This is a genomic window from Paenibacillus contaminans (assembly GCF_003285015.1).
Taxonomy (GTDB): domain Bacteria; phylum Bacillota; class Bacilli; order Paenibacillales; family NBRC-103111; genus Paenibacillus_V; species Paenibacillus_V contaminans.
Map to the genome: position 1 here is coordinate 149,755 of NZ_QMFB01000004.1, position 26,105 is coordinate 175,859.

The window sequence follows — 26,105 nt, forward strand, 5'->3', positions numbered from 1 at the left end:
TTCAGAAAATTCTATAATTGGCAAATCGGTAAGCCAGGAAATAAGACATAGAAATAAAGACAAGGGAGACGACGGATTTGAACAGTCCAACAGCCGTTGCGACTCCGTACTGGAACTGCTCCAGACCTAATCTATATACCAGCGTATCGATAATGTCGCCGCTCTCGTAAACTTGCGGGCTGTATAGGTTGAAAACCTGGTCGAAACCGGCGTTCAACACGTTCCCCAAACTCAAAGTCGCCAGCAAAATGATCACGGGCAACATTCCCGGCAGCGTAATATGCCAAGTTTGTTTCCACCGGTTGGCGCCGTCCATTTCGGCGGCTTCGTACAGCGAAGGATTAATGCTTGTCAGCGCAGCCAAATAAACGATCGTGCCGAAGCCGAATTCCTTCCACACGTCGGAAAGTACGATGACGGCCGGAAACCAGCGATTGTTTCCGAGGAAGTAGATCGGATCGATACCGATGAATTCCAGCGCTTTGTTGACAATCCCCGTCGAAGGCGACAAAATATCGATCAGAATGCCGCCAAGCAGCACCCACGACAGGAAGTGCGGCAGATAAACGAGCGTTTGAAACACACGCTTGAACAATTGTTTGCGAATTTCATTAAGCAGAATGGCCACGACGATCGGCACGATCAATCCGACGATCATTTTCATGATCGCGATGCTGACCGTATTGAACATGATGCGCCCGATATCGGGATATTCGAGGAGCCACTTGAAGTTTTTCCACCCGACCTTCGGAGAATGAAAAATCCCTTTGGCCGGCATATATTTCTCGAAAGCAATCGTAATGCCGGCCATCGGAATGTAGCTGTAAATAAACAGAAGCACCACGCTCGGCAATATCATCAGATGCAAAGGCCATTCCCTTATCCATCGTTTCTTGAGCACTATTCCCACCACCGCATGTCACAGGATAAAGACGGCAGGAGGGAAAGCCCTCCCGCCGCGTCAGACCGCTGCCTTACTTTTGCTTCGCGAACCAGTCGTTGACTTCTTGCGTAATTTTTTCGCCGCCGAGGCTCTTCCAGTCGGCCACGAATTTGTCGAACTCATCGATGGATACTTGGCCCATGATGATTTTAGTAAACGTTTCTTTTTCTTTCGCGTCCAAAATCGACTTTTTGTCCTGCATCGTTACGGTAGGCGCGCCAAAGAATTCATCCGCCATATACCGTTTTTCTTGCAAATACTGGTTCATGATCGAGAAGGAACCGCCCGGTTTGGCGATCATCCAGTTTAGCCAGCCGCTCATGTCGCCGTTCAAATAACGCAGCGAGGTTTCGTACCGGTTCGTCCAATCCGCATTGTCTTTAAAAGCGCTAGGGTCTTTCGCTTCGATTGCTTTCGGAAGCACGGCGCCGGCTTGCACGTTGCCGTCCTGCGAGTTGAGGCGGATCGGATTGACTTTGTAGTACAGCTTCCCTTTATCCTCCAACTCTTTTCCGTTCATATACAGCTTCCGCTCATCCGTCACGCCGTTCGAATTGATTTTGACCCATTGGTTCAAAATTTGGATGACGGCTTCCGGGTTCTTGCAATTTTTGGAGATAACAACGTATCCGTTCAAGCCTAAGCCGACCTGCGCTCTGGCAGGGGTTGCGTCAATCGACGGCAGTCCGTATACTTCCCAGTCCTGCACCAGCTTGCCATCCTTGATCGCCGCCTTTTCCAGCGGCCATGCGCTCAACCAAAATTCGCCATAGGCGATCCCGATTTGGTTGCCGACAACAAGCTCGTTTTCTTTGTCAACATCCTTCGTGCCGAATTCCGGATCGATTTGACCCGCCTTGTACATATCTTGCAATTGCTTCAGCGCCGTTTTCATTTGCGGCTGGACGCTTCCGTAAACAAGCTTGCCGTCGTCACCCTTCTGCCACGTTTGCGGATAAGCATGGTAGCCGTTGAAGAAGCCGGTAAGTCCGTAAGTGCCGTATAAGTCCTTGTTCAGTGTCATGCCGTACGATTTGCCGGTTCCGCCTCCCGGGTTTTGCTTCGTGAATTCTTCGGCAATTTTCAACACGTCCTGCATCGTTTTCGGTTCCGGCAGGTTGAGCTTTTGCAGCCAATCCTTGCGCACCCACAAGTAGTGAGACGAATTGTACGGGCTGTCCGCCATCGGAATCGCCATCAGCTTACCGCCGGATTTTGCCGACTTCATCTGGTTCCCGCCGTCTTTCGTAAACCAAGCTTTGGTTTCAGGCGTTGCGTACTTATCGAACAAGGCGCTTATATCCATAATCATGTCCGAATCGATCAACTGCTGCAGCTGCATTTGGTCGCTGACCGTGAAGAAATCGGGAATATCGTTCGATGCGATCATCATGTTCAGCTTCTGAGTAAATTGCTTCGAGTCCGCAACCCATACATTCTTGATACGGATTCCCAAATCTTTCTCATAGGCATCGTATACGGCGTTTTTGTCCATCGATTCGCCCGGATCCCACTTGATGTCGGACGGGTTGGAGCGTACAGTCGTCAGCTCCACGACCTTCGCGGAACCGGACGGCGCCGCCGACGGCGAAGATGAAGGCGAAGTGTTTTGCCCGTCTTTAGAGCCGGAGTCGGAAGAACTGCAAGCACTTACAAAAACAAGCGCTCCGCACATGACTCCGAAAGCCGTTGATTTTTGCCACTTTCCCATTGTAAATACCCCCTGCTTATTTTTTGGTCGCTTAAGAATCCGCTTTCGTAATGATTATAGGCCTGATATCCCGCCGTAATCCATTTACTAGTTTTTACTTTGTATACGATCATTTACTTCTTTCCGGAAAGGGAGGCGATCATCGGCTGTAACTGCTCTAGCTAATGAAAATAGCGATGATCGCTTGCGTTAACAGGCTCCATTGGATTTTTGCCCTGCTGAAACGAAAGAAGCTTTCATGGATTTGGCCTAACCTGAAATACAACACGTAAAACCTTCCAGTTCATATTGGAAGGTTATTTGGCATACGCCGTTATCAGTATAGCATCATCCATGGCCGCATCATTAAGGGAAATATTCACAGATATTTTACCCGGGTAATATTGTTATTCTATTTTTATCCGGGTATAATTAGTGAGACAATCAGAGAGGAGGTCAGCATGAGTAATCCCCTAACACGCTTTTACTGCACGGCATTTTTGGGTGTGGGAGTCGTCGCCAGTGGTTCGTTACAGCACGTTGTTACTACAGTGAAGGATGCTCTGGATGACAGAGACCTCACACAGTTGCTTTTATTTGACGATTCTACGGGGAAGCCAGTAGATGTGGATTTTCGTGGGAAGACAGATGATGTGCTCAAACGATTGGGTGAACAGTTTGGTGACTTACCCAGTAAGGAAGTGAATCACCAGCCTACACGGCGGGTCGGTCGACCTAAGCTGGGGGTTGTATCCGGTGAGGTTACGTTATTGCCACGGCATTGGGAATGGCTCAAGAGTCAACCTGGAGGAGCGTCGGTAACATTACGAAAACTCATTGATGAGGCTCGCCGTGCTGGAGAAAAACAGAGCAGTATCCGAGAGTCGCAAGAAGCAGCATATAACTTTATGACAGCTATGGCCGGGAACTTCAATCAATACGAAGAAGCTCTGCGGGCACTGTATGCTGGTGATTTGGATCGTTTTTACCACTTCATCGATGACTGGGCACCTGATATCAGAAACCATGTCAAAAGATTAGCCGCAAATGCATTCGCTGAAGGGAACTTATGAATGAAAGCAATCGGAGGCGTAAAAAATTAAAAAGGAACTACGAAAGGAGTTGCTATGACAGAGTTTGAATCTATTCGTTACATCGAATCATCTGCCTATGGCAGAACTTCCGATACCGAATTAATTGAAGGAGAACATGATCATGAATATTCTGAAAGTCAACGGCGTTGATTTGGCCTATGACAGTTTCGGTAACGAAAATGACGAGGCTATTATCCTAATCGCCGGGCTTGGAACCCAGATGATTCGTTGGACGGTTCCGTTTTGTCGGATATTAGCAGCGGAGGGCTTTCGCGTAATCCGCTTTGACAATCGCGACGTGGGTTGCTCGACACACTTTAGCCATTATCGGGCGCTGGATTTTGACGCACTGGCGACTGCTCTCATGTCAGGACAGCGACCGGACATCCCTTATACTCTCGATGACATGGCTGGCGACGCTATCGGACTGCTCGATGCCCTTGGCAGGTCGATGGGCGGAATGATCGCCCAGATTGCAGCCAGTGAGTACCCTGAACGGGTTTTATCACTCACCTCCATTATGTCTAGTTCCGGTAATCCCACCCTTCCGCAAGCTTCCCCGGATGTCATGGCGATGATGACTAAGCCGGCGCCGAACCCCTTTGAGGATGAAGCAGGCTTTTTGGCGCACAGCCTCTCTTTTGCCAAACGCATCGCCGGCACCGGCTATCCATTTGAAGAAGACGCTTATCGGGCACTCATTCTGGAGGAAGTCCAGCGAGCCTACGATCCAGGCAGTGTCGGACGGCAAATTGCTGCGATCGCCGTCTCCGGTGACCGTCGTCCGCGGCTGGCGACCATAAAAGTACCAGCACTTGTCATTCATGGGATGGACGATCCCCTGTTCGTCCCGGCGTGTGGCGAGGACACGGCTTCGGCCATCCCGGGCGCCGAGCTAATGTTGGTTGACGGCATGGGACACGACCTGCCGCACCAACTGTACAAATTAACCGCTGATGGCATAGTGCGAACGGCTCGTCGCAATTGACAAGTTTTTGACGCGGTGTAGAGTCGATCGGAAAAGAAGCCGGCTTCGCACGCGCTTTATGACGTCCGCGGCCGGCTATTTCGGTTGCGCCGCTATTTGACCAGGTGTTTCAGCACGTCATCAATTTTTTTGCCGTTGGCGAGGGCGCCGCTCGCCATCCAGTAGTTGGCGTCCACTTCGTATACATGGCCTTGCTTGACAGCCGGCACGCTTTTCCAGATCGGGTCCGCCAGCCATTCGTTCGCCTTTGGCCGCACAGCCTCGCCCTGCACCATGTAAAAAATATAATCGGCGTCAAGCTGCGGCAGCACTTCCTGCGAAATCGGCTTGTTCAGTTCCCAGGACAGCTCCCGCACCATCTTGTGGGGTTGCAGGCCAAGGTCGCCGTACAGCACAGGACCGCTATAATACGTGCCGTCCATCAGCAGCACTTCCTTCGGCTTGATCCGAATGACGGCGAACGTTCTGCCTTTGACGACCGGTTCGAGTCGTTGTTTTGCTTCGCTTACCTTGCGATCGTAATCTTGAATCGCTTTTTCCGCTGCGTCTTTTTTGTTCAGTATGTCGCCCAGCACCCGCAGCGTTCCTTTCCAATCGACCGTAGCATCGTCGAATGTGTAGGTCGGGGCGATTTTTTTGAAACCGTCGATTGCGCCATCCGCAGCCAGTTGTTTTGTATACAGCACAATCAGGTCGGGATTGGCGTTCAGCAGCGCCTCCATGTTGACGCCGTTCGCGAAATCGAGCTTCGGCACGTCGGGCAGGTAAGGCTGCAGATAGTCCTGCACGAGCGGACCGAGCGACCATTGCATGGTCGGCTTGACGCCAAGCGTTACCAGGGCGTCCTCGACGTAAGGGGCGACGATGCGCTGCGGCGCTGCGGGAACGCTCACTTGGCCGAGCGCATCCTTCAAGGAGCGTGGAGCCGCGGAAGGCTGGCCGGCGGCCGATTGGCCTGCAGACGGGGAAGGAGACGATGACGCATCGCCGGACTTGTCGCCGGCGGAGCCGCAAGCGGCAAGCGCAACTACCAGACTGCAGATCATCAGGGCATTTAAACATAGCTTTGATGGACGAATCACTGGTGCAAACCCTCCTATGATATTGATTCTCATTATCGTTGATGATTGTATCACAAGAGGGGGTGAATCCACTACCGCGAATGGTGCGAAAAAAAGCGGGTCGATTGTGCGGTCGCCCCCGCCTGAGCAGTAGCCAAGGCGGCGCTACCTCCAAATCCGCGCCGCTTCGTCCAATACAAGCGTGTGCGCAAAAGGCGAATACTCCAGCCACGGAATCTCGTCGATGCGGTGAACCGTCCTGCGGTTCACCGCCGGCAATGCCAGCCAGACAGCGCTTGTTTGCAAATCGTCCCACCGCCGCTGCGATTCGCGATCGGCGTCGACGATCAGCAGGATGCGGTCGCAATCAAGCCGCGTCAGCTCGGCCGCTGTTATTTCGCGGCAAACCTTAATGGCGGCGGCATTATGCGCCGGCGTCAAATCCAGATCCTGAAACAGCACGGAACCGCCGTTGCGGTTTCCATATACATGCAGCCCGTCTGAAGCGATATGTAAGAGCAGCGAGCGCTCCGAGCCGAATCTGCCGCTGATCCGTTTGCGCAGCAGCTCCGCTTTGCGCTCGTATCCGGAGAGCCAGGCCGCCGCATCCCGCTTCTTGGCCAGAAACGAGGCGATCTCGCGGAAATGGTCGCGCCACGTCATCTCCAGCCACGGGATGGTGACGACGGGAGCGATTTTGGCCAGGCTATCCCCTGTTTGCCTGTCCACGAACTCGTCGCACAGGATCACTTCCGGCCTCGCGGCGGCGAGCGCCTGCAGGTGGCTTTCCCATACGTCCGCGTCGGGCTGCTTGACTCGTTTCAAATGAAACGGAATCGCGTCGTGGTAGGCGCTGCGGTGGCTTTCGCGCCTGCGATCCACATAAGTGGCGAGCGGCACCGCCTGCAGCGTCAGCATATGCGCCGCATAGTGGTAGCTGAGAGCAGCTACCTTCTCCCGCTTGCGGGCGATAAACATCGTCGGCGAGATGCCGACCGTCTCCTTGAACTTGCGGCGGAACCGGGATTCGTCGCGGTAACCGACCAACTGCGCCACTTCGCGCACGGTGCAGTCGAGCGACACCAGATGTTCCCGCGCCTTGTCCAGGCGGATGCTCTCGAGCATCTCGCTCGGGCTTCGTCCCGTCGTCTCTTTGAAGCGACGGGAATAGTGCCAGGGGCTCATGCCGGCAATTCGGGCCAGCGTGGCGCGGCTTATCGGCTCCTCGTAGTGCGTATGCATATAGGCGATCGTGCTTGCGATCGCAGATGCCGCTGCCTGCTGCATCGGGGCTTCCAGCTGCGGGACTATCGTTTCGAGCAGCCGGTGAAACATTTGCTGGCGCGCAAACGGCTGCAGCCGCTGTTCGTCGCGTCGCCGCTGACCGGCAATGGCCGCTGCCGCATGAACGGCTTCCGCAAAGCTCAGCTTCGGCAACACGCCGGCAAGCGATTGCGGAAACGCGTCATTCGTTTTCACAAAGGCAAGTGAACCTCCGCCGGCGTCGGCTTCCCGCAACACCTGAAAGGAAACCCGATACCCCTGCAGCGGTTTCGATGGATCGGCATTCAGCTCGAACAAGGAGGCGGGCAGGAGCAGTGCGGCGTTTCCCGGCCCGAGTGGAAACCGACTGCCGTCAACGAGCAGCTCCCCGTTCCCGCTTTCAATCAGCAGCAAGAGATAGTCGCCGGCAAACCGGCGATCCGCCTCCCAGTCCGCAATACCGTGCAGGCTTGTCGCTTCCAGTAGTCGAAACAGAGGGTCGCTGTCGTATCGGCAGGCGTTGTCGGGCATCTCGATACACTCCTTGTTTTTCATTGATAATAATTCTCACATCAGTATAACAAGGAGCGGCTGCGAAAGGAATCGGTCAATCGTTCGACAGCCAAATGCTCTATCATATAGAACGATCAACCGGTTCATCGTAAATCCGGGACATAAACTGTGTCACATCATCCGCGCTCTTGACGCTGATGATGCCCAAAACTTTGTCAATAAAGTTTATGTATTGCTCCTTTTGCTATGCCACGCTCTAGCTTTCATGACTAATAGTCAGCATGTTTTCGTTAGCATCCAAATAAACAACAATCAATTGATCCGTATACTCCGGGTTAAAAGTAAAATCCATAATGAAAATCTGTTCTTTTTGCTCTTTTTCAAAGTTGCTTCCCAGCCATCCTTCGCCCAAGCCGCTTCCCAAGCTTTTTAACATAAGCAGGTCAACCATCTCCAGTTCGCTTAATGTTTCAGGCCGCTCAGTCCCGAGCATTTCTTTTACGCTTTCCTCATCCATTTCTGAAAGATGAAACTCAAAGAAGTCATGTAGTATCGTATAACCGGGATCTTTTTTACTTTGAATACTATCTCTTAGATGTGCCCGAGCTTTGTTTACCAACTCTTCCATGTGATCAAGCGCATGGGCAGCACGGGCGACAGCGGCCTCATTTTGTGTAATCTTTTCCGACACATGAAAATAAAACGGGATCTTATTATCAGGCAAAAGGTTATCTATCCAAATATCGTTGCCAGATGTGTACGCTAGACCAGGAAATTTCGTGCTTGGTATTTGTTTCGTCATTTTGTTAGCTCCTTAAGCAAGTTATTTGTAGTCATGTCCCCAAGAGGTAAAACGTTTCGGTCACACCTTATCCTTGTACAATTTTTCATCGGTCTCTATTAACCATCAAGGGGCATGTTATACGCCCATTTTACCATAGCTTTACTACACTATCCCGCCCTTTCGTTGAGCAAACGCAGCCGATCTGCTTTAAACCAACTAGTCATTAAAAGAAGCTAACGCATAATTCAATTCCACGTCCTGCCCTTCGATAACCTTCATCGTAAACGTTTGCTCGTTCATGGGAACCGTAATGTCGGGAGCAGCTCCGCCTTTTTCGCGTTCATCGCTATCGCCTTGGATCGTTTTGTCTCGATTGAGAGATCTGCCATCCGGGAATCGCACGACATACCCTCCCGGCATTTTCATTTCTATAGGAGCGGAGACGACGCCGAACGAACCGTTCGTGGATGTAAAGCCGACAATTTTGACATTGGGCATTCCTTTTAAAAACAAAGGTAAGCCTTCCCCCGAGCTTGTGGTGTTATGATTAATGAGCACAGCGATTTTCCCTGGAAAGTAAATCCGCGAAGGATACACTTTTCTGGTTTCGGCACGGTTTATTTCGAAACGTCCCGTATTCCGATTGTAGTAACTGACGTATTCAAAAATCTTTTTCTCGTTCACGAAATGTCCTGCCATTTGGGCAACAAGGTCATCCTCTCCGCCCGGATTATCCCGTAGATCGATGATTATTCCCTTTACTTGTTTCTCTTGAAACTCTTTTAATTTATCTTCCAGCGCTTGCGCGGGATCGGATTGCGTTGTTCCAGGGAGGAAGTATCTGATTTTAACGTATCCGTATTCCTTCCGAAGAATCTCGCCTTCCACGGGAGGATCTTCTTTCTTCAGCTTTACCTTCGTTTTCTTCAAGGTTTCGTACTGATCGTCGTAGGCTGTAAGCATCGCAGTCATGATCGCTTGATCGTCCCGATTCCGAAATTCGACTTGGATTTCTTTGCCGATCGGAGCTCTTGCCAAGAACCTTCCTTGATTTTGAATCCGATCTCCTTCGGTTGCCGACGGGTTCTCGCTCCAGGACGTTTGGTCCAATGCTTTCTGAACGTCTTTCCCATCCCACGAAATGATTTCGGCTCCGAGCTTGATTCCGCTTTTGTCGGCCGGGCTGCCCGCTAATAGCAAACTAACCAACACCTTTCCGTTATCCAATCGAACCGTGCTAATACCGACTCCGCCGCCGACCTCGTTCTTAAACGCGATATTATCGTCGTACAGATGTTCGTTCGCGATTTTGATATGACCGTCACGGAAAGAGAAGAGATAATCCCTTAACGTTTTATAGTATAGGTTTGGATCTTGGTTGATTTCCGCTTGGAGAAATAGAGGCTCGTATTTATTTCGCTTTGCTTCCCAATCGATTTTTTTCCAGTCTCCGAAAGGATATTCGGCGGACAATCTTTCGTTCATCGCGATGAAAGCCTTGGAATAGCTCTTCTGGCTTAAATCGCTCACCGGATTGTATCGAACTTCACCCGCAATGTATAATGCGAATAGCGAAGGCAGGGAACCGATGACACAAACGATAACCATGAAAATCCGAAATTTCGGGGACATCGGCTTACTGGCCCGTTTGAAGACTCTTCTAATGGTGCATAAAAAAAGGATAACCGTAGAGGAGGAAATCAGCAGAGCCAGTATAGAGGCATCGCCATTGATAAGGCTTATAACCGCAATGATTACACCGACGCTCGGTATAAAATCAAACCACCGGTTATTTTTGAGGAGGGGCAAGGCATACCGCAGTATGACGAGCATATTTAGCGCACATAAAATCATTGTCCAGACTGTCAACCATTTCCATGAATCCATAACTTCTTCAATAAAGTTCATCGTTCTAATTCCTCCGATCGGTTCAATGTGTTTCGCAATGAGCTTATCGGAGAAATATGAACGGAGCGTGAACTCATTTTTTAAAGGCGGAACCGGAAAGCGGGACGGCGGGAAGCGTTACGGTGAACGTTGTGCCCAGACCGACCGTACTTTCCACTTCTATGCTTCCGCGATGAAGGGCGACGATTTTCTGGGAGATGGCAAGACCGAGACCATTGCCGTTCCTGTCTTCAGCCCGCGACTTGTCCGCTTTGTAAAAGCGCTCGAAAATAGAGCCTATATCCTCCGGTGCAATGCCGATTCCGGAATCGCTTATCGCAATGGCAATCTCATGAGGATGAGGTCGGCTGATCGCGATGAGGATTTGTCCTCCTTGGGGCGTGAACTTGATTGCATTCCCGAGCAAATTCATCCAAACTTGATTGAGCTGATCCCGGTCGGCCGTTATTTTGACGCCGGCACCCGACGGGGACGCTATATCGACATGAATATTTTTGGCAGACCATTGGGGCTCGCACGCGACGACGACTCGTCGAATTTGTTCATCGAGGGTAAACGATTCCGTCTCGAACGGATGATGATCCGATTCGAGGGAAGTCAGCTTCAGCAGATTATCGCTGAGTCTGGACAACCTGTCGCTCTCGGTAACGATAATATCCAAGTACTGGACGCGATCGTCCTCCGCAATAACCAAATTGCCATCCTTCAACGCCTTCGCTAACCCAGAGATGGAAGTTAACGGCGATTGGATTTCATGAGACACGTTCGATACGAAATCCTGTCGCATCCGCTCCATTTGCTTGATTTCTCGGGCCATGTCGTTAATGCTCCGTGAGAGCGTTCCCAGCTCGTCTCCGCGATTGATTTTCAGCTCAACCTCGAAGTCGCCTTTGGCCAGCCGCTTAGTCGCATCCGTCATCGCTTGAAGAGGCTTCACCAGGTATCTGCCGGCAATGAGAATGCACAAGCTTCCGATCGCGAGCATGAGGAACAGAATGGTGAATAACAAACGGATGATCGTGACTTCGTTCTTGGAAGAGCTCTGCAAAAATAAGGCATACCGTTTTCCTTCAGATGGAAACGGAATACCAACGAACGTTCCTTTATCTTTTCCTTGCGAACGGTACGACTCTCCGCTCAACACCTTATGAACGGATTCCGGGTTAATTCCTTCAGCCTTCTTGCCCTTGGTCGGTACATAGGCGTTCAGCCCGCCATTGCCGTCGTAAAGCAGCAAAGTATAGGAAACCATTTCGGCCATATTTTCCATGAAAGCTTCCAAATCCGGAGGATTCGTTTGTTCGTACACGCGTATCATACGATCGCCGACCGCCATCATATCGTTTTTCCCCGTATCGTTCAGATCATTCTGGAATAGAGCAAGGGCGAGGAGAAGGGATGTGATCAAGCTGATGACGATCACGGCAAGAAAAGTCAGCACGACGCGAACGTATAACGTTTTCATCCCGGATTCACCGCCAGCCGATAGCCGACGCTTCGTGCCGTTTCAATGCGAAAATGGCGGACGTCCCCGGCAAAGCGTTCCCGTAGCCGCTTGATATGAACGTCGACGGTCCGGTCGTCGCCTTCGTAATCCATGCCCCAAATCTGTGTGATCAGCTGCTCTCTTGTAAAAATCTGCCCCGGGTGGCCGGCAAGCATGAACAGCAGTTCGAATTCTTTCAGAGGCAAAGCCAGTTCCTCTTCTCCCCGCATGACCTTATACGTTTTCCGGTTCAGCACGATTTCACCCAACGGGATGACCTGGGACGAGGCAATACGGTATCGTCTCAGTAAAGCTTTCACCCTCATCACAAGCTCAACCGGATCGAACGGCTTCGTCAAATAATCGTCGGTTCCGAGCTGGAAGCCTTTTATCTTTTGTCCTGATTCGCTCTTGGCCGTTACCATCAGGAGCGGAATGTCGGGGTCGCTTTTCCGAATCTCATTGCACAAATCCCATCCGTCCAAACGCGGCATCATAATGTCGAGGATAACCAGATCGATTCCCGAACCTTTGACGATGGCATGCGCATCGATGCCGTTGTCCGCCTCGGTCAGATCGAACCCTTCATTCTTCAAGTAAAGGCGCATCAGGGCGCGAATGTGCGGATCGTCGTCCACGATAAGAATTTTGACCATATCAATAATCCTCCAAAGGGAAGCTATAACCTAACTGGGTCAATTCACGAAACGGAAAATCAATGGCTATTAACAGACATTACTATGCTATCAATAAATCCGTCAAAATAATTTTATATAGGAGAAACAGTATGTTCAATACTATCGTGGTTTTCATCTATATTCTATTTCACGCCGGCAGCCCTAGAGCGGCAATGGTTGACGTTGTAATATCCATTGTCATTGTCCGTTCTGCCTGCATGTTATTCTTCACCAATTTTCATATAGTTGAAATCTAAGTCGGATATCAGCCAGTTGTTATGCAGCATCATCGAATAGGAATTTACGGATCCTTCAAATAACTGTTCTACCGTTTTGGTAGCCGATGATAGCCTATAAAAGACCGATTTCCCTGAATGATAATCAATCGTTCTCCACAGAAAATCACCTTCCTTCATCATTCCCAGGTAAGACACCTTCTCCTCTGGACGCCAGAACTTCCCTTTGTTCAAATCTGCCACGAAAATCTGACCATTAAAGCGGGAATAGGGAGACCATGATTCGACGAGTTCCCATTCGTCCAGATCGTACGTCTCCGCTGCCTCAAGAGCGGACAGATTTCCCGTTCGCAACTGTAAGGCCTTGTAACGGTTATCCGCTTTTTGCTCATCGATCGGTTTATTCTTGTCAATTCCATAGTAGTGCACGATGGCAGTTTCCCGTTCCGGTATCCAGCCGGCTATTTCCACGTGAGTGTGAGTTCCTTTTGTCTCGAATCGTTGAATCGTTCGGCCAGACTGATCGGAAATGACAAGGCCCTGCGGGGCTACGATATCGCTCTCTCCTCCGGCCATCCGGTGTTCATCTCCGTCTTCGAATGCGTAGGAATGAGCAGAGAATCGGCCATCCGGACTCCAGTTTACACCGAGCCTGAAACTTCCCTTAGGCAGGGGATCCGCAAGGAGCTGTCCGCCAAGATCATAGAGCTTCCCTTCATGCCAGAACCTCTCTCCATCCGGTGACCGGGAAATCGAATACATAGGCCATGTGCTCGTGAACCGTTTCTTTAGCAGCGAAACGACCGTTTGATTTAACTTGAATACGTCTACGGTTCCTTTGGAAAAAGCGGGCAGAATCAGGGTATCTTTCCTGCTGTTGAGCCACCCCGGCGCATAAAAATCAGGGGAAATATGAGCCGGATTTCTCTCGTAAAGCACCTTCTTCTCGCCCGTGTTTATATTAAGTTTCTCAACATTATAGGAAGTGTTCTCCATTTCTGATCCGTGTACAGCAACGTAAACGATATGCTCATCATCCAGGAAGCCGAATACGTTCGTCACGGAATCCGTCGTATAGGAATCGGACGTCAGACCGCACATGAGCATCAAGGTTCGTACCGCTCTGGTATCCGGATTTATGATTAGCAAGTCTTTGCGATACCAGGTTCCGTTCTCGACAGGTTCCGTTCGCCGTATGACATGGACGATCGCTTCCTGATTCGGTACGATGAGCGTTTGCATGCTGAACCCGTCTCCTGCATCGACCAAATTCACCCGAAACCCCTGAGGTATGTCCGTCAAAGTAGCCTGTAGAGCTTTCTCTTCGAGTGGTATGGGCTTTGGAACATGAATCGAAGGAATTACGTCCGGCTCTGTTGGTGATGGATTAATGCTTGGCGTCGCCAAATCCCCGGAATGCACGGGAGCGAAGGAAGGATTGCGAGTACCAGCTGCACTTGAGATTTCCCCAGATTTCTCTTCGCAGCCCGCCATCAAGATAGCAACCATAATCACTACCGCAAGCGATAAGTTGTATTTCCTCGTCATTGCACCATCACGACCTTCCTTCGCATCCTTTGCTGTATTAGACGCTTTTAACAGTAAAATGTTTCCATTGACATAAACCTACCACTATGTAAAAAAACGTACTCCTACCTGAGAGTACGTGTTATGGGAGAGATGGCAGTTGAGATTAAAACTGGAAAAAGATTTCATGAGCGTTATTAAGGCGTCACAGTCAGAATGGGCTTATGTTCCGCGACAGTCTCATGATATTAGATATGAAGCTATCGTTACCCTTTAACTTTGCCGCCTCCGCTTTACTTCAGCAAAAGGGTCAAGTTTCTGTCGTTCGTCCGCGACAAAAACTTGACCCTTTTGTAGACGTTTCCACTAATGACATTCACGTCTAAACTTTGACAATTAACATTGGGCAACTGTTGCACTATTCTGCCCGTTAAGAACTCAGCCGGATTCCTTAATTCGCCTGATTCCTTGCACTATCCGCTCCTTGAGACTCTCCCGCAGAGAGTAAATGACCGGTGCCGAAGGGATGTCGAATTTCAGATGGGAGTGGGGAATCTCCGTGAGTATGGTGCCGATCGGGTTGCCTTGCTTGTCATGGATTACGTTCCAAAATATTCTCGATCTGTTGTCTTCCGCACCCCATTTTTCAAGGGAGTTTCGGAAAATCAAGCGATTGGCGATAACGAAATCATTCTCTTCGAGCTTCTCCATAGTGCTGAAACCGGCATCTTCCAGCTGTTCGAATATGAACGGCATAAGCTGATCCAAATACAGACCATAGGCCGCATCTTCGATTTCAACAAAAGCAGCCGTCAATTGCTCATACATGGATTCGTACTTGGACCTCCACTCGGACTCGATATAACTGTTGGCCACATCACTTATTTCTTCGATCACCATGTCTTGCCGGAAAAACGGGATTCCTTTCTTCACCATCAAACGCCTCCTTCTCATCATTTCAATTCCATTGTACAACTTGCAAGCCAATTCGAAGGTTAAGAATAAAAAGAGAAGGAATATCAACTATTTTTACAGAAAACCTTATTGACATGTTTAATCTTGATCTATTGTAATGAGGGGAGATGACGAGTTGACGATGCGCCCAAAAAAAATGGCGGCGAAATTCATGATTAGCGCCAGTACCATAAGGAATTACGAGGCTAACGGCCTGATTCCTCCAGCTGAACGATCATCAAATGGCTACCGTATTTATACGGACCGGCACGCAGCCTATCTGTCGTGCATCCAAGCCATGGCCCCGGCATTCGGAATGGAAGTGACGGCCGAGGTGCTTCGTTGTCTCCATCAGAACAAACCGCAAGATGCAATGTGGATCATCAGGAAAAAAGAAGTCGCTTTATACGAGGAAAAAGAGAAATTAGAGAGGTTAATCCAGGATATTCGGATATACGCTAACGAAAATAAATCTCCATTTGCCGAGGAGCCGTTCACCATCAACGAAGCATCCGATCTGACGCAGGTTCCCAAATCGGCGATCCGCTACTGGGAGCAAGCAGGATATATAACGGCGGATCGGGATCCTGACAACCGATATCGTCGATACAGTGGATCTCATTTGCTAAAAATCAGGTTGATTTAAGTGCTGCAAAGCTCCGTGTATTCAGAAGATACCGTGAATTTTAAGCAATCCATCGCCGCGGCCAAAGATACGGATCTGCAGGGGGTCATGAATGTGGCTGAGAACGTCAGGACTTATCTGGATAAGATCATCGAATCCCAGATGTTTGGGATATCCCATTTATACCAATTAATTCAATTTACCAAAACCTCGATCTTCGACGGAGCTATTATCATTCAACCGCACCCGAATGGACCCGACGTTTAGATCATGGAAGGATTGAAACCTGATAGAAGGAATCTTTATTATTTCTTTGTATCGTGTTTAGATTTGGATAACTCCGACAATGCTACTTTTGCTGCATTTCGTACATTAGTATGTTCGTGATTTTCATATCTACTTAAAATTGGTACATACTTTACATTGAAAGTTAAGCCTAAAGCATAAATTGCATCTGCAAGTAGTTCAGATTCGATAAATTCGATTCTTTCTGCTAAATACTCTAATGAATCCTCTGAATAACCGGCAAGCAATTTTAAAATCTCTTCTTTAACTTCCTTTTCATGATTTTCAAACAAGTGTTTTTCCAAAAGAACTATTACTTTATCAAAATAAGGTAAGTCGTATTCAAAATAAGGGTCTAGGTATTTATCTAAGCAAAATAATATACTTCTTTTTTCATCAACATTAGAACTTTTTAAAAATTCATCAATTGCATCTACACCTCTATTAACAATGTCCTCATGCTTCTTAGTATAAATGATCAACTTAAACCACCACCTCATAATGATGACTTTTGCACAAAACTGCTCGTTAGTTGAGAAACGGCAGTCGATCGTTCTGGCCGGCTGCCGTCGTGATGTCTTATTCAACTCTTGTACCCGTTAGCTTAAAGAAGCTGGATGCATCATCTCCCGGCAGCCCCATGTTGTGTTGTATTAAGCTAACGTTCTCCGTTTAAAAATATTTCAATTAACTGGTTTGGATTATCAAATAAAAATGTTGGGTTTAGTGGGGCAAGCCTTCCAAGTTTACCTTCTCCCCAAACAGAAATCCGCGCGATGTGCAAATGAATATCGGGATTTGCCTTCACTTGCTTAGCAAAATACCGGCTGTATGACCCAACGTCTAAGGAGTCGATTGCGATTTTATACATCTCGTTATCGGTCAGTGAGAGCGTTACGTCAAGAATAATCCCAAATAGCCCTAAACCGCCAATAACTAAGGGAAAGAGGTTAGCATTTTCAGTGCGGCTGACGTTGAGGATGCGGCCATCCGCCAAAAGCAGTCTAAATGACTCCACACTTTTGATCAGAGAGCCATTGCGAATGTCACGTCCGTGAGCATTCACACTAAGAGAGCCTCCAACCATAAAAATGTTTTGTGATTGCATTGTCTTAACTGCGAGTCCGTATGGATTGATATAATCCTACACGTCTTTCCATGTTGCGCCGGCCTGGACGCGGATCATTTTTTGTTCCGGATCAAACTCCATCACCTCGTTGTAAGAGGTCATATCCACAACGATGCTGTCTTTGTAATATGTATGTCCACCTTGACTATGCCGTTGTCCAGCGATAGAGATGGTAAGATGCTTTTTCTGGGCTTCCTGTAAAATGTCCCGTAGCTGCTCTTCCTCACGCCCTTTTACAACCCGGGTTACTTTTATTGGATGTAGTCGGCTGTAGTCGGTAATCAGGTAGGGATCCTGGTCTGGCGTAGAGTTCTGAAAATAATTCACAAGACAAAGCACTGTAAGCAGGAGGAGAGCGAACGCCTTTTTCATAAGTACCTCCTCATTAGAGCGATATTGCCAATTCCATTAAAGTACCCCTCTTCTTCCCTTATAACTGTTTCATTCATTACACCCTTTATCGAGACTTATTACTCTGGGACTTCTATATATTCCGATACTCTAGCTTTAAGTATTTCAATTAAATCTTCATCCATATAACCATAATCGTCGGGTATATCTAGGTTCCAGATCGCCTTTTCATTAAGTGTCGAACCAAATTTATGTTTGAGTCGGCTCAAGTGCTTTTTTTCCATTACAAATATGAGATCTGCCCAACCAATATGTCCACTTGTTACCTTAATCCTAGCACCTTCTTCTGTCCCAGCAGACCTCACATCATAACCATTATATTTATGGAATATTTTTTCGGCTGTTGGGCTTCGCCATTTGTTTCTGCTACATATAAACAAAATTTTTATGTTTATCATCCTCTTATCAAATCCACTGATTTTTACCACTCTACGGATAATAATACACTAAAAATGGCATCAACGTTTGCGTTACTCTGCCCGTTACTTCAATAAAAAAAGCAGCCGATCATTCTAGCCGGCTGCCTTCGTGTTCTTCTATAGTGTCTCGTGTAACAAAGCCTATTCAGCATCAAATTGGCCATACGTATTTGGACAATCATACAATCCCTTCCAATGCGTTTTCAATATATTGTCGTATATTCTATATGGAGGTGTAGTTATGCTTCAACTAAACGGAATTGTCGGCGGGAAGGCGCCGATTAAGTTAAGTCCCGGAAAAAGTGTTGATGTGCAAACCATTGTGATTGACGTGCCTAACAGGAAAAGGCTTGTGTTGAAAAGTTTGAATTTCCTGCTGTCCAACGATGCATTCACCTTCAAGGTGGAGGCACTGCCTTCGACAGGATCGTTCACGGTCCGCGGCGGTTCCGGCGATTTGCAGCCGAACAAAGTACTTTTCAACAATCGAACCGGAGACGTAGTCCGAATTTTTCTAAACATTTCCGTTATCAACAGAGCGCGAAACACCCGCACGCTAGACCGCAACTCCTGTTGGCTGCTGAAGCTTGCGCGCGTTTGAAGACACATTTTCGGGCGCGGCCTAATTTGAATATTTTATCAAGGGTACTGAGTTAAGGTCCTAATGAAATAGGGTAAGCAATTGTCATTTTTGCCTACCCCATTACATTTTTATTCAGCACGATGGCGTATTCTTTATTCGTTTAATAAAGTGGTGGACCGGTTTTGGACCAGCTTTGCGACTTCCTCTGCGGACTTCTGGCCGCTGAAATATGCGAGCGACTCCTCCCCCACGATGGAAATCACCTTCAAGTCGAGAATCGAGTATTGATCCGTTATGTCCAAAAGCTGCGTAAATCGGGTAAGTTCCTCGGCCTCCACCTTAACGGTTTGGCCGTCAGGCAGCTTGTAAGATCCCGCATGGATTTTCTCCTTGATCTCATCGAACTTCTGTCCGTTCACCGATTTGAACAGCGAGAATCCTTCCCGCTCCGGCAGCAATTGCCCCTCTTCTGATAAAAGGAAACTCATCAGCTTCCATGCCTCCTTCTGTGCGGGCGTTTTCACCACAATGGCTAATTGGGTGGTCGGGATGATCCGCATATTGCCTGACTGCTCCCCACTGTGCGGTTTTTGCAGCAGCAGAGGTTTATTTAACACCATGTGCGGTACGTTAATCACATCAGCCGGCTCACGCAAAACGGCGGAAAAAAACAATTGCTTGCCAAACTCCGCGGACTCAGCGGTCATCACGCCGTCATCGTACATTTTCTTCACCTGTTTCAACATGGCTATGAATTCCTGGGAATCGAATCTTGCCTTCTTTGCCGCCCTATCCACGTAAAGGCTGTAGCTGTCAATCATCATTTCCTGGACCAGCATGTCCGGCGTATATTCAGCCATTGCAACAAAACCATTTTTCCCCTGTGTCACCTTCTTAGCAATATCGACAAAGTCCTGCCAGGTCCAGGTCTTCTCATTTATGCCGGCATCCTTCAATGCCTCTCCGTTCCCGATGAATGCTCTCAGGTAAAATCCGGACGGAATCGCATACGTTCCGCCTTTCGGGTTCAAAGCCTTCAATACATTCATGTGCATATTATCTTGCTTCAACGTGCCGTCTTGTTTCATCAAAGCATCCATGTTGAGAATAAGTCCCTTTTCGACATAATCATCCGAGGGCAATCCCTCCGTTAGTTCAAGAATATCCGGACCTTTCCCGGATAGCAGCGCCGTATTGATCGACTTCCGGTATTCGTCCCGATCCCCGATGTTATTCTCTTCCCCTGCCTTTTTATAAGCCTGAATCTGCAAATCGATGTCCGGATACTTGGCCTCGAACTTTTTCTCCAACGCCTCGTAGAAAGGCGTGGACTTCATAGTAGACAAAGTGAGGATCGTTTTTCCTCCTTCCGATACCTTGTCTTTTGTTTCCGTCTCGCCTCCGCTGCCTCCAGTGCTGCAAGCTGTCATAGTCACCGCCGCGATAGTTGCCAGTATTGTTCTTAATCTTTTAACCATGGTTAAACCTCCGAATCCTATCCTCTTTATTTTGATTTCTTACTGCAGGCGAATCCGATTCCCGTCCTGCAGCGGCTCGCTGCTTTCAAGAATGATCAGATCCCCTTCGTACAGGCGGTCCGCCGGAATCATCGTCTCCCGATCGTTTACCCCGCTTGCCTCGACCAGTACTTTGCGGGCCACAAACACATTGCCCAAAGCCCCCCGCTGCTGCTCCACCTTGAAAATAAAAAGTCTCTCGCCCTCACGATGGACCGCTTCGTTCGGGATCATCCACCCTTTCTCGGACGAAGACCGCGCCAGCTTGACCGAAACCTGTTCACCCCCTTTCAGGGCGGAATTGGCCACATGGATGAGCAGTTGCTTTTGTTGGACCGCCGCCGGCGCTCCGATGCCGCCATCCGACGAACCGGATGCGCGTGAGCCCGCTTCGGCGATCTTTTCAATCATGCCCTCCAGAACGCGAACCGGCTGTTCCCCCGACGCTGCGGCAGTTAGCTCGATCGGTTGATTGGCCGCGAGTCCGAGGCGGTCGACGAGATCGCCGTCGGCAACGATATCCAGCCGATACCCTAAGTCACTGTTCGACATCACAACATCCGGTTGACTTATGGAAGCGAGACCTTCTACGGCATTCATTTTCAGCACGATTCCATCAAACGGAGCGGCAAGTTCTTTTCGCTGCTTCAAAAGCTCTCGCTGCATGTCGATTTTACGTTGCTGCATGGAAATATCGATTTTTCGCGTTTCCAATTCACGCTTGATTTCCTTCGTGCCAGACTCGTTTTCGTTGATCGCCGACGCTTTAAATTGATCCCACACATTTTCCAGTACGATCGTTTGCTTCTCCAGCTGTGCAATCTCGTCCTCGAGCTCCGCCTCAGCAGAAGTGCTTTCGTACACGACGAGTTTCTGCCCTTTTTTGACTGCCTCCCCTTGCTTCACAAGAACTTGCCGGACCTTCCAACCGGCCGGATTCGGCAGCTCCGCCTGATTCACTGGTCGCAATACTCCGCTTCCCTTCAGCGTGTAGGTTAGTCCTCCTCTCGTCGCCGGATCCGCCCTTACCTTTGGCAGCGTGACCGACTGCAACGTATTGCTGAATAACGTAAAGAACAGCAACAGTCCGAACAGCAGCAGCATCACGGCGGATATCCATCTTTTTCGCTTACGATCAACCTGCTCCTTTGATAACTCCATATGCTTGGCTTTCTCCTCCTACCCTTTGATCCCGGACAATTGAACGCCTTCGATGAAATACGTCTCCGAGTATAGGAACAATAGCACCATTGGAGACATATACAGCATCGATGCGGCAAAAACCATCTCCCATTCCCCGCTTAATCTCGCCAGAAATACCGATAAAGGCTGCTTGAACGGATTGTCCAGAAAAATCAGCGGCTGCTCGACCATATTCCAATAATCGACGAATAACAAAATAATCAGCGCGGCCAGCCCTGACTTGACCATCGGAAGGATTATCGTCAGGAAGATCCTTAGATGGCCGGCCCCGTCGATTTTGGCCGCTTCGATATAGGCGTAAGGAATATGCAGCATGAACTGGCGCAGCATAAATACACCGAAAGCGGCAAAAACCCCTGGAAGGCTCACAGCTCCTGCACTGTGCAGCAAGCCCAGCTTATCCGCCATAATATAATTAGGAACCAGCGTAACCTGAAAGGGCATCAGCATTGTCAGCAGATACACCAGAAACAGGGGATCTCGACCGCGGAAATTCAGCTTCGCAAATGCATAAGCCGCCAGCGCTGCGACCGCCGTTTGTCCGACGATGATCGGCACGACCAGACCTACCGAATTCCAAAACATAAGCAAATAAGTAGGGGAATGCACCAGCAGGCTGCCATATTGCTCCAAGGTCACTTTGTCCGGAACCCATTTTACATTGACGAAAGTATCGGCACCCGACGAAGTCGCCTCCGTGAGTTTTCCAATCACCCCATAGTTGATTTTCTGCTCCTGTCCGGTCATCAGCGAATTCGTAAAGGTAATAATAATCGGGAACAGCATCAGCAATCCAATCATCCCCATCAACGCCGTTAACAGGCCTTTTTGTATCATTGGTATAACCCGCAAAAATTCACCTCCCTACTCCATGAACTGCCGATACCGGCGCTCCAGTCCAAACAGTCCGAGGACGATCGCCATTATGCCGCAGGCCATCAAGGTGGCCGCCGCCGTCAGCTTCTGAATGTCCAGCGACACAAACATGTTGTTCATGTAATGCTGCAGGATGTAAATGCTGTCGTGCGGGTAATCACCTGCCAGCAAATACGTCTCCCGGAACACTTTGAAAGAATTGATGATCGACATTACAACTACAAAAAACGTCGTCGTGGTCAGATAAACCAGCGTGATCCCAAAAAACTGGCGAAATCGCCCGGCACCCTCAATTTGCGCGGTTTCGTAATAATCCTTTGGGATTTGTTGAAGTCCCGCCAGGAAAAGAATGACGTTGTAGCCGACGTTTTTCCAAATATATACCGCTAGAACAACATACCGGGCGGCTTCCGTCTTCATCCAGTCCACCCGTTCGATCCCAAACCGGCTCAGGGTGTAATTGAGAATCCCGTTCCAGTCAAAAATCATCTGCCAGATGATAATGACAGAGGCGACCGGAACGACAAGCGGCAATACAAACGAGGTACGCAACCAATTCCGGAGGTAAATGTTCCGGTTCAGCAATAACGCCAGCCCTAAGGACAAAACCAGTATTAACGGAACGCTAACCGTGCTGAAATAAAAAGTGTTGTATGCCGCCTTCCGAAACGAATGGCTTGCCAAAAGCTCTTGATAATTCGCAAAACCAACGAACCTTCCCCCGGAAACGCCGCTCATGAACGAATACATCACCCCCATGACAAACGGGATAAGATAAAACACGGCAAATCCTCCTGCGCTCGGCATGAGAAATAGCCACGCCGCAGCAGCGTCCCGGCGCATCCAACGCCCCCAGCCCAGCGGAGCACGCAAAAAAAACCACTTCTTCATTTTCCAGTCCTCCTGCCTTTGATGCTCCAAGCATAAGGCAGACTGATAAAATAAGAAGTGGGGTAAATCTTAACTTTCCATTAAAGGAAAGGCTTATGTCGATGTTGATAAATACGGCAAACGCACCTCGAATTCGGTACGGATGACATCGCTTTGCACCGATATGACGCCCTCGTGCCGTTCTACGATGTTTTTGGCGATAAAAAGACCAAGCCCTGTGCTCCCTTCCTGATGGGTTCGCGCACGATCCCCGGTAAAAAACATGTCAAACACATGCGGAAGCTCGTCAGGCGGGATTGTTTTGCCGTAATTAATGACTTGAATGACGACTTGTCCCCCCTCTTGACGGCCGCAAATATCGATGAATCCACCGTCTTTGCCATAACGGTTGGCATTGGACAGCAGGTTCTCGAACACGCGGGCGAGGAGATCACCGTCTCCAGAAATCATTAGATGCGGAGTGATCTGAAGGCGTGCGGTCATCTCGCTTTTTTCGAATACCGGATACATCTCTTCGGTTAATTGGATCAGCAGCTCGCTCAGGTCGAGCGAGCTGCGGCGAATATTCAGCTTGCTGTAATTCATCCGCGTAATATCGAAAAGCTCGTCGATCAGCTTTTCCAGCCGCAGCGATTTCGTGTAGGCGATCGTCGTGTAATGCTTCATTTGCTCTTCGGTCAAATCCTTGCCTTGCAGGATAAAATCTAAATACCCGATGACCGAAGTCAACGGGGTACGCAAATCATGGGCAAGATTCAGCACCAGCTGCTCCTTGCTGTTCTCGGCGAAATCCCCCCGTTCCACCGCCTGCTTCAGCTGTTCGCTGGCCAAGTTGATGTCACGGGCAATGTCTCCGATTTCATCATTGGACGGGACATGGATCCGGTGGGAGAAGTCGCCCCCGGCCAACTGGTTAATCGCCCGGGAAATCTCCCGGAAATAAGATACGTAACGCCGAGTAAACAAATAAAAGTAAAAAAACGAAATCGGAAAAAAAAGAATCAGGAACGAATTAATATCGCCGATGTCTCTGATTGCTTCGCGGACTTCGAACATCGGATTTTCGCGAAGCAACGTGTAATAGTACTGCTGCAGCACTAAATAGATCAGAAATGTAGTGCCGGCGGACAACAACATGCTGAGCCCGAACAGGCGGATCATTTGGAAACGGAAGCCTCGTTTAGCCATTGAACGAATACCCTACTCCCCAGACGGTTTTGATCCGATTATGCTTATTCTGTTCTTCCCCCAGCTTCTTTCGCAAGGTTCGAATATGTACCATCACCGTATTCCCGCCTTCATAATACGCCTCGCCCCAGACTCGCTGATAAATATGCTCGGAGCTGAATACCTTCTTCGGATGGCTGGCCAGCAGCACCAAAATATCAAACTCCTTGGGCGTAAGCTCTACAGGCTCCCCATACAGAAACACGGTACGCTGCTCGGGATGGATCGCAAGCCCCCCGGTTTCCAGTACGGGCGTGCCCGCAGGAGCGGCCATCGACGGGTTCAAATGAATGGAGCGCCGCAGCTGGGCGTTCACTCGAGCCATCAGTTCCATCGGATTAAACGGTTTGGTCATATAATCATCGGCGCCGCGAACCAGGCCGGTGATCTTATCCAGGTCGGTAGCCTTGGCGCTCAGAAAAATAATCGGCAGATGATGGCGCTCGCGGATTAACCGGGTTACTTCGTACCCGTCGATCTTAGGCATCATGATGTCCAAAATCGCCAAATTCACGCTCTGTGTCCGTAACGCGTCGAGGGCTTCTTGTCCGTCAGCGGCTTTTAGGCACCGGTAGCCTTCTTTGACCAGATGCAGTTCGATCAGGTCTGCGATTTCCGCTTCGTCATCCGCAATCAGAATAGTGATCACTTTCAAGGCGTTTCCAGCTCCCTTTTTTTCGTATGTTAGTAGGATAAAGAAAAGTATTAAAAAAGAAATGGTGTTAAAAATTAATGTTTTATTAAATTAATGCACGAACTAAGCTGAACTAACTTCCCTTCTTTGCCAGAAATATTACGTTAGCGCACTATCGATGATTATTCATACCTCCAGTCAACGAAAAAGCTGCCGGATGCTCCGGCAGCTTTTTCGTAGGTTTTCCTGACCATTAGTTAAGCAACCTACTGAGCGGAAAAACAAACAACCTGTATCCGATTTTTTGAAGCGCGCAATGCTGAAGCCTATTACCAGCCCGTAAATCCGTGCGTAAAAAAATGAGCGCCGTTGACACGGTTCCGCCGCTGGATGCAAAAATAGCTTTTATGCCTGACGGCGGTACACCAAATCAGCGGCGATTCTTATAATCCCGGCGCCTTCGCTTGATCAGCCGGTACAACGTTTTGTCCCGAAGCCGCGCGAACAGCGCGTGAGACGGATAATCGAAGTTAACCTCGATCAGCCAGAGCTTTCCGTCGCGATCCACCCCGTAGTCGATGCCTATCTGGGATGAATATTTGTATTTGTTAAACCGGTCGCATATCGCATAACTGGCGTCGACCAGTTCTTTTTCCAGCTTTTTCTGCTCATCCTGTTTGCCCTTGGCAACGGAACGGCTCAAAGCCTGCCCGATCGGTAAAACATAACCTCCTCCTCGCCGAACATTTGTGATGATGCTCGACGATCCGGCTACTTTGGCCAGCATGCCGGAATACCGCCACTTGTTACGGCCATCTCTCATCATCATGACGCGGATGTCGTAACTGCGCCCGTTCACTTCGGCAAGGGGAATAGCTTGCTGCACGATATGGGCCTTGCCCTTTACCGCCGTAAGAACATGCCCGCAGACCGACTCCGCGGTCGCGAAAGTTCGCGGCTTCCCTTTTACTCGAAGCATGCGGTAACCGCCGTCCTCTTTCCACACCTTCATGATGCCTTTCCCCATATGCGCCATGTTCGGCTTCACATAGACGGAACCATACCGGCTCAACATGTCCTGAAATGCGGACTTGCCGTACCGTTTCGTTTCCGGAAGCATTGGAGCGATCCGGGAATCTTTCTGATAAAACGTATGCAGTCCCCATTTCCCCGGCATTTCG

24 protein-coding genes and 1 pseudogene are annotated in these 26,105 nt (G+C 49.2%); 5 read left to right on the forward strand and 20 right to left on the reverse strand.

Translation table 11 applies throughout. The features are described from left to right. Position 1: 1 nt before the first annotated feature. A complete protein-coding gene (locus DQG23_RS09440) occupies positions 2-859 on the reverse strand; it encodes an ABC transporter permease (protein ID WP_192894574.1) in 858 nt (285 codons plus the stop codon). A gap of 115 nt (positions 860-974) precedes the next feature. After that, the gene (locus DQG23_RS09445) at positions 975-2,654 is read right to left on the reverse strand and encodes an extracellular solute-binding protein (protein ID WP_113030581.1); all 1,680 of its coding nucleotides are present in this window, start codon (positions 2,652-2,654) and stop codon (positions 975-977) included. 440 nt (positions 2,655-3,094) lie between these two features. Here DQG23_RS09445 and DQG23_RS09450 point away from each other — a divergent pair, with 440 nt between their 5' ends. Together DQG23_RS09450 and DQG23_RS09455 are read left to right on the forward strand one after the other, a co-directional pair. Continuing rightward, the gene (locus tag DQG23_RS09450; protein ID WP_113030582.1) at positions 3,095-3,706 is read left to right on the forward strand and encodes a DUF2239 family protein; all 612 of its coding nucleotides are present in this window, start codon (positions 3,095-3,097) and stop codon (positions 3,704-3,706) included. A gap of 142 nt (positions 3,707-3,848) precedes the next feature. Next, positions 3,849-4,715 (forward strand): alpha/beta fold hydrolase, encoded by an 867-nt coding sequence (locus DQG23_RS09455; protein ID WP_113030583.1) that lies wholly within the window; start codon positions 3,849-3,851, stop codon positions 4,713-4,715. A gap of 92 nt (positions 4,716-4,807) precedes the next feature. On the opposite strand, the gene DQG23_RS09460 is transcribed toward DQG23_RS09455, so the two are convergent. From DQG23_RS09460 to DQG23_RS09495, 8 genes are all read right to left on the reverse strand, one after another. After that, positions 4,808-5,797: an ABC transporter substrate-binding protein gene (locus DQG23_RS09460; RefSeq protein ID WP_158560372.1), complete on the reverse strand. Its 990-nt coding sequence runs from the start codon at positions 5,795-5,797 to the stop codon at positions 4,808-4,810. Between the two features lie 144 nt (positions 5,798-5,941). Then, positions 5,942-7,570, reverse strand: coding sequence for a helix-turn-helix domain-containing protein (locus tag DQG23_RS09465; RefSeq protein WP_158560373.1), 1,629 nt, complete (start codon positions 7,568-7,570; stop codon positions 5,942-5,944). A 238-nt stretch (positions 7,571-7,808) separates the two neighbouring features. Beyond that, complete coding sequence (locus DQG23_RS09470) at positions 7,809-8,354, reverse strand: DUF2004 domain-containing protein (RefSeq protein ID WP_113030586.1); 546 nt, start codon at positions 8,352-8,354, stop codon at positions 7,809-7,811. A gap of 198 nt (positions 8,355-8,552) precedes the next feature. Next, positions 8,553-10,244 (reverse strand): S41 family peptidase, encoded by a 1,692-nt coding sequence (locus DQG23_RS09475; RefSeq protein ID WP_113030587.1) that lies wholly within the window; start codon positions 10,242-10,244, stop codon positions 8,553-8,555. 73 nt (positions 10,245-10,317) lie between these two features. After that, complete coding sequence (locus DQG23_RS09480) at positions 10,318-11,709, reverse strand: sensor histidine kinase (protein WP_113030588.1); 1,392 nt, start codon at positions 11,707-11,709, stop codon at positions 10,318-10,320. Beyond that, on the reverse strand, positions 11,706-12,386 hold the full coding sequence (locus DQG23_RS09485; protein WP_113030589.1) for a response regulator transcription factor: 681 nt from the start codon (positions 12,384-12,386) through the stop codon (positions 11,706-11,708). The genes DQG23_RS09480 and DQG23_RS09485 overlap by 4 nt, the downstream gene beginning before the upstream one ends. Positions 12,387-12,628: 242 nt before the next feature. Then, positions 12,629-13,918, reverse strand: a complete 1,290-nt coding sequence (locus DQG23_RS09490) for a hypothetical protein (RefSeq protein WP_146762271.1) — start codon at positions 13,916-13,918, stop codon at positions 12,629-12,631. 690 nt (positions 13,919-14,608) lie between these two features. Beyond that, positions 14,609-15,106, reverse strand: coding sequence for a DUF6022 family protein (locus tag DQG23_RS09495; protein ID WP_192894569.1), 498 nt, complete (start codon positions 15,104-15,106; stop codon positions 14,609-14,611). Positions 15,107-15,266: 160 nt separating this feature from the next. Between DQG23_RS09495 and DQG23_RS09500 the strand changes: the two genes are divergently transcribed. Then, a complete protein-coding gene (locus DQG23_RS09500) occupies positions 15,267-15,770 on the forward strand; it encodes a MerR family DNA-binding transcriptional regulator (protein ID WP_238177818.1) in 504 nt (167 codons plus the stop codon). A gap of 33 nt (positions 15,771-15,803) precedes the next feature. Beyond that, complete coding sequence (locus DQG23_RS42900) at positions 15,804-16,016, forward strand: hypothetical protein (RefSeq protein WP_238177819.1); 213 nt, start codon at positions 15,804-15,806, stop codon at positions 16,014-16,016. A gap of 38 nt (positions 16,017-16,054) precedes the next feature. On the opposite strand, the gene DQG23_RS09505 is transcribed toward DQG23_RS42900, so the two are convergent. The 3 genes and pseudogenes from DQG23_RS09505 to DQG23_RS09515 form a co-directional block, all read right to left on the reverse strand. Continuing rightward, entirely contained in the window at positions 16,055-16,516 is a 462-nt protein-coding gene (locus DQG23_RS09505; RefSeq protein ID WP_146762272.1) for a HEAT repeat domain-containing protein, read from the reverse strand. A gap of 176 nt (positions 16,517-16,692) precedes the next feature. Then, positions 16,693-17,535: pseudogene (locus tag DQG23_RS09510) on the reverse strand (FAD-binding oxidoreductase). A 98-nt stretch (positions 17,536-17,633) separates the two neighbouring features. After that, positions 17,634-17,963: a low molecular weight protein tyrosine phosphatase family protein gene (locus DQG23_RS09515; protein WP_192894575.1), complete on the reverse strand. Its 330-nt coding sequence runs from the start codon at positions 17,961-17,963 to the stop codon at positions 17,634-17,636. A gap of 271 nt (positions 17,964-18,234) precedes the next feature. On the opposite strand from DQG23_RS09515, the gene DQG23_RS09520 reads away from it, so the two are divergent. Beyond that, positions 18,235-18,594, forward strand: coding sequence for a hypothetical protein (locus tag DQG23_RS09520; protein WP_113030593.1), 360 nt, complete (start codon positions 18,235-18,237; stop codon positions 18,592-18,594). Positions 18,595-18,728: 134 nt separating this feature from the next. Here DQG23_RS09520 and DQG23_RS09525 read toward each other — a convergent pair whose 3' ends face one another. The 7 genes from DQG23_RS09525 to DQG23_RS09555 form a co-directional block, all read right to left on the reverse strand. Continuing rightward, a complete protein-coding gene (locus DQG23_RS09525) occupies positions 18,729-20,054 on the reverse strand; it encodes an ABC transporter substrate-binding protein (RefSeq protein ID WP_113030594.1) in 1,326 nt (441 codons plus the stop codon). Positions 20,055-20,093: 39 nt separating this feature from the next. After that, positions 20,094-21,254, reverse strand: coding sequence for an efflux RND transporter periplasmic adaptor subunit (locus DQG23_RS09530; RefSeq protein ID WP_113030595.1), 1,161 nt, complete (start codon positions 21,252-21,254; stop codon positions 20,094-20,096). Positions 21,255-21,272: 18 nt separating this feature from the next. After that, positions 21,273-22,133, reverse strand: coding sequence for a carbohydrate ABC transporter permease (locus DQG23_RS09535; protein WP_192894576.1), 861 nt, complete (start codon positions 22,131-22,133; stop codon positions 21,273-21,275). A gap of 27 nt (positions 22,134-22,160) precedes the next feature. After that, the gene (locus tag DQG23_RS09540; protein WP_192894577.1) at positions 22,161-23,015 is read right to left on the reverse strand and encodes a carbohydrate ABC transporter permease; all 855 of its coding nucleotides are present in this window, start codon (positions 23,013-23,015) and stop codon (positions 22,161-22,163) included. 141 nt (positions 23,016-23,156) lie between these two features. Beyond that, the gene (locus DQG23_RS09545; RefSeq protein WP_113030598.1) at positions 23,157-24,251 is read right to left on the reverse strand and encodes a sensor histidine kinase; all 1,095 of its coding nucleotides are present in this window, start codon (positions 24,249-24,251) and stop codon (positions 23,157-23,159) included. Next, entirely contained in the window at positions 24,244-24,945 is a 702-nt protein-coding gene (locus DQG23_RS09550) for a response regulator transcription factor (RefSeq protein ID WP_113030599.1), read from the reverse strand. Before DQG23_RS09550 ends, DQG23_RS09545 begins: the two co-directional genes overlap by 8 nt. 409 nt (positions 24,946-25,354) lie before the next feature. Continuing rightward, complete coding sequence (locus DQG23_RS09555) at positions 25,355-26,101, reverse strand: YheC/YheD family protein (RefSeq protein WP_113030600.1); 747 nt, start codon at positions 26,099-26,101, stop codon at positions 25,355-25,357. Between the last annotated feature and the right edge of the window lie 4 nt (positions 26,102-26,105).